Source organism: Frankia sp. CcWB3 (assembly GCF_977927595.1).
Map to the genome: position 1 here is coordinate 1 of NZ_CDWRCK010000388.1, position 2779 is coordinate 2779.

Below are 2779 nucleotides of genomic sequence, written 5' to 3' on the forward strand. Positions count from 1 at the left end.
GCGGAAGACAGAGCTAGAAGTACCTTCCTCAGTCTGGAGGGTCCGACCTTACGGACCGGCGGGCACCCCCAGCAAAAAGTTATCCACAGGCCCTTGTGGAAAAGCTGTGGGCAACCGGCCGGAACCTGGGGAGGACATCGGGACGGAAACCGGAAACCTGTGGACACCCGAGACCACAGCCTCGACGAAACCCAGCTGGCAGGCGCCCGCATCGCGAGTGCCCTGTGGATAAGAAAAAGTTTCGGATCTGCTCGTCGCCCCTTGCCCCACGCACAACGAACTCCCCTGGCCGGCCGCCTGAGACGGTCGGCCAGGGGAGCCGGTACAACGAGCGCGGCGGTACAGCGGGAGAAACGGCGGACGCCGCCGTCAGAACCGCCCGGCCTCGGGCCCATCCGGCCGCGATCAGGCCCGCCCGGCCCTGGTCAGGCCTGCGTGACCTGGAGCTTCACGGTCGCGGTCACCTCGGGGTGCAGATGCACGGCGACGGTGTAGGCGCCCAGGGACTTGATCGGCGTGGTGAGCTCGACGCGGCGCCGGTCGAGCTCGGGGCCACCCGCGGCGGTCACCGCCTCCACCACGTCGGCCGCCGTTACGGAACCGAACAGGCGGCCTTCCTTGCCCGCCCGGCTGGTCAGCTCGACCTTGAGGCCACCGAGCTGACCGGCGATCTCCTGAGCGTGCCCGAGATCGCGGACCGCGCGGGCCGACCGGGCCCGCTTGATCTGCTCGACCTGACGCTCCGCGCCCTTGGTCGCGAGGATCGCGTACCGGCGGGGCACGAGGTAGTTGCGCCCGTACCCGTTCGCGACCTCCACGATGTCACCCGGGCTGCCGAGACCGGGGACCTCCTGGGTCAGGATGAGCTTCATCGCCACCCCCTACCGGGCCGAGGCGGTGTAGGGCAGCAGCGCCATCTCGCGGCTGTTCTTCACCGCCGTCGCCACGTCGCGCTGGTGCTGGCTGCAGTTACCGCTCACCCGACGGGCCCGGATCTTGCCCCGGTCGGAGATGTACTTGCGCAGCAGCGAAGTGTCCTTGAAATCGATGTAGTCGACCTTGTCCTTGCAGAAAACGCAAACCTTCTTCTTGGGCTTGCGCACGGCCGCCTTGGCCATGGGTGTGCTGCTACCTCGTTGTGTCGTTCGCGAGGACGACGACCGGCCGCTCAAAACGGTGGCTCGTCGGAGTAGCCGCCGGCCGGTTGCGACCAGGGGTCATCGATGGGTGCTCCACCACCACTACCGCCGCCGTAGCTGCCGGCCGGAGCGCCCGCGGGAACACCGGCGGGGGCGCCGGCGGGCGCGCCGTAGCCGCCTCCGCCACCGCCCCCGTAACTGCTGCCACCACCGCCGCGCGCGGCCTTGACGACCTTGGCGGTGGCGTAGCGCAGGCTCGGGCCGATCTCGTCGACATCGAGCTCGATCACGGTGCGCTTCTCACCCTCGCGGGTCTCGAACGACCGCTGCTTGAGGCGGCCGGTGACGATGACCCGAGCGCCCTTCTGCAGCGACTCGGCGACGTGCTCCGCCGCCTGGCGCCAGATGGAGCAGCGCAGGAACAGCGCCTCGCCGTCCTTCCACTCGTTGGTCTGGCGGTCGAGGGTGCGCGGCGTGGAGGCGACGGTGAAGCTGGCGACCGCGGCACCGTTCGGGGTGAACCTCAGTTCGGGGTCGTTGGCTAGGTTGCCGACGACAGTGATGACGGTTTCACCAGCCATGGGCACTCTCCCGGAGATCGGCGGCCCACGACGGCACGGGGACTGCCGTCGCCGCGGACCGGATCACGCCGCCGCCCGGCGGCTCTGACGTGGCTTCTTCGGCTCTGGAAGCCGAATGACCTTGGTGCGGATGACCGACTCGTTGAGGACGAGCTGACGGTCGAGCTCGGCGACGACGTCGGGCTCCGCATGCAGGTCGATGACGGCGTAGATGCCTTCGTAACTCTTGGCGATCTCGTAGGTGAGCCGGCGCCGGCCCCAGACATCGACCTTCTCCACCACGCCGCCGCCCTGACGGACGACACCGAGGTACTGGTCGAGGGAGGGCGCGACGGTGCGTTCCTCGAGGTCAGCATCGAGGATCACCATGAGCTCATAATGACGTGCCAAGACTGAACCCACCTCCTGTGGACTCTGGCGGCCACGGATCTTCCGCGGCAGGAGGGACCGCGACCGGAACCTGTGCCGTCTCGAACGTGCTCGACGCGATGGATCCGAGAGGGGACCGCCCGTCAGCACATCCGGACGATCATCAGTGCACGAGGGCCACCCGGAGGCGCACCGACCAATCATGACGAGTGGTCGGCCTGGACCAGCGGATGGACACACGTACGCCGGCGCACGGTATGTCCAGCCGAGCTTACTCGATTCCTCCGGGGGCCCTGGCGGCCCCGACCACGAGAACCACGCGAAGCCACGCCGTGAACACCCCGGCGAGGCAGACGAGGTTCACCGTGATCAGGAGGCCACGCATGTGCCGGGAGGGGGAGGGGTCCGCGAGGGCGAACACAAGCGCCGCGAGCGCCGCGGCGACCGCGACCACCGCGAGCATGCGGGCAGCCGGCCGCGGACCGACGCGCCCGGACCCGGAACCGCCGTGGCCGCCCGGGGAAGAGTCGTGGCCGCCCCCGGACGGGTCGCCGCCGACGTCCCCGGTGCCGGGCTGACCCGGCTGGGCATCCTGCATGTCCACAGCATCGCCTCCCGTAGTCCCAAACGCCGAAGGCGAGGTGACGGAAACCCCGCACGGCGCCCCATGCCGGGTCTTCGAAGTTAACC

At 69.2% G+C, this 2779-nt stretch carries 5 protein-coding genes; all 5 read right to left on the reverse strand.

Going from position 1 to position 2779, the window contains the following annotated elements; translation table 11 throughout:
* Window positions 1-425: 425 nt before the first annotated feature.
* Window positions 426-872, reverse strand: a complete 447-nt coding sequence (rplI, locus tag ACY5KJ_RS19490) for a 50S ribosomal protein L9 (protein WP_011438873.1) — start codon at window positions 870-872, stop codon at window positions 426-428.
* Between the two features lie 9 nt (window positions 873-881).
* The gene (gene rpsR / locus ACY5KJ_RS19495) at window positions 882-1118 is read right to left on the reverse strand and encodes a 30S ribosomal protein S18 (RefSeq protein ID WP_011438874.1); all 237 of its coding nucleotides are present in this window, start codon (window positions 1116-1118) and stop codon (window positions 882-884) included.
* 50 nt (window positions 1119-1168) lie between these two features.
* Window positions 1169-1720 carry a single-stranded DNA-binding protein gene (locus ACY5KJ_RS19500; protein WP_462189286.1) on the reverse strand — a complete coding sequence of 184 codons (552 nt, stop codon included), beginning with the start codon at window positions 1718-1720 and terminating at the stop codon, window positions 1169-1171.
* Window positions 1721-1783: 63 nt separating this feature from the next.
* Window positions 1784-2110: a 30S ribosomal protein S6 gene (rpsF, locus tag ACY5KJ_RS19505; protein ID WP_462189285.1), complete on the reverse strand. Its 327-nt coding sequence runs from the start codon at window positions 2108-2110 to the stop codon at window positions 1784-1786.
* A 250-nt stretch (window positions 2111-2360) separates the two neighbouring features.
* Window positions 2361-2687, reverse strand: coding sequence for a hypothetical protein (locus ACY5KJ_RS19510; protein ID WP_462204047.1), 327 nt, complete (start codon window positions 2685-2687; stop codon window positions 2361-2363).
* Window positions 2688-2779 lie beyond the last annotated feature (92 nt).

What these genes read in the sequence shown, in the direction of transcription:
- rpsR (WP_011438874.1), bottom strand. Translation starts at nt 1,118, where the DNA reads ATGGCCAAGGCGGCCGTGCGCAAGCCCAAGAAGAAGGTTTGCGTTTTC.
- ACY5KJ_RS19500 (WP_462189286.1), bottom strand. Translation starts at nt 1,720, where the DNA reads ATGGCTGGTGAAACCGTCATCACTGTCGTCGGCAACCTAGCCAACGAC.
- rplI (WP_011438873.1), bottom strand. Translation starts at nt 872, where the DNA reads ATGAAGCTCATCCTGACCCAGGAGGTCCCCGGTCTCGGCAGCCCGGGT.
- ACY5KJ_RS19510 (WP_462204047.1), bottom strand. Translation starts at nt 2,687, where the DNA reads ATGCAGGATGCCCAGCCGGGTCAGCCCGGCACCGGGGACGTCGGCGGC.